This is a genomic window from Staphylococcus sp. EG-SA-18, from assembly GCF_017151825.1.
GTDB lineage: Bacteria > Bacillota > Bacilli > Staphylococcales > Staphylococcaceae > Staphylococcus > Staphylococcus aureus.
In genome coordinates, this window is the sequence record NZ_JACYVY010000072.1 from 1 (window position 1) to 662 (window position 662).

Annotated in this window: 1 protein-coding gene; it reads left to right on the forward strand. The window is 34.7% G+C overall.

Going from position 1 to position 662, the window contains the following annotated elements:
* A partial coding sequence (locus tag IDG66_RS12620) for an IS6-like element IS257 family transposase (protein ID WP_031860640.1) occupies nucleotides 1–602 on the forward strand: 602 nt, incomplete at its 5' end.
* Between the last annotated feature and the right edge of the window lie 60 nt (nucleotides 603–662).

Sequence of the window (662 nt, forward strand, 5' to 3'; positions counted from 1 at the left end):
CATTGAGTTATCGTGATATATCTGAAATATTAAGGGAACGTGGTGTAAACGTTCATCATTCAACGGTCTACCGTTGGGTTCAAGAATATGCCCCAATTTTGTATCAAATTTGGAAGAAAAAGCATAAAAAAGCTTATTACAAATGGCGTATTGATGAGACGTACATCAAAATAAAAGGAAAATGGAGCTATTTATATCGTGCCATTGATGCAGAGGGACATACATTAGATATTTGGTTGCGTAAGCAACGAGATAATCATTCAGCATATGCGTTTATCAAACGTCTCATTAAACAATTTGGTAAACCTCAAAAGGTAATTACAGATCAGGCACCTTCAACGAAGGTAGCAATGGCTAAAGTAATTAAAGCTTTTAAACTTAAACCTGACTGTCATTGTACATCGAAATATCTGAATAACCTCATTGAGCAAGATCACCGTCATATTAAAGTAAGAAAGACAAGGTATCAAAGTATCAATACAGCAAAGAATACTTTAAAAGGTATTGAATGTATTTACGCTCTATATAAAAAGAACCGCAGGTCTCTTCAGATCTACGGATTTTCGCCATGCCACGAAATTAGCATCATGCTAGCAAGTTAAGCGAACACTGACATGATAAATTAGTGGTTAGCTATATTTTTTTACTTTGCAACAGAACCA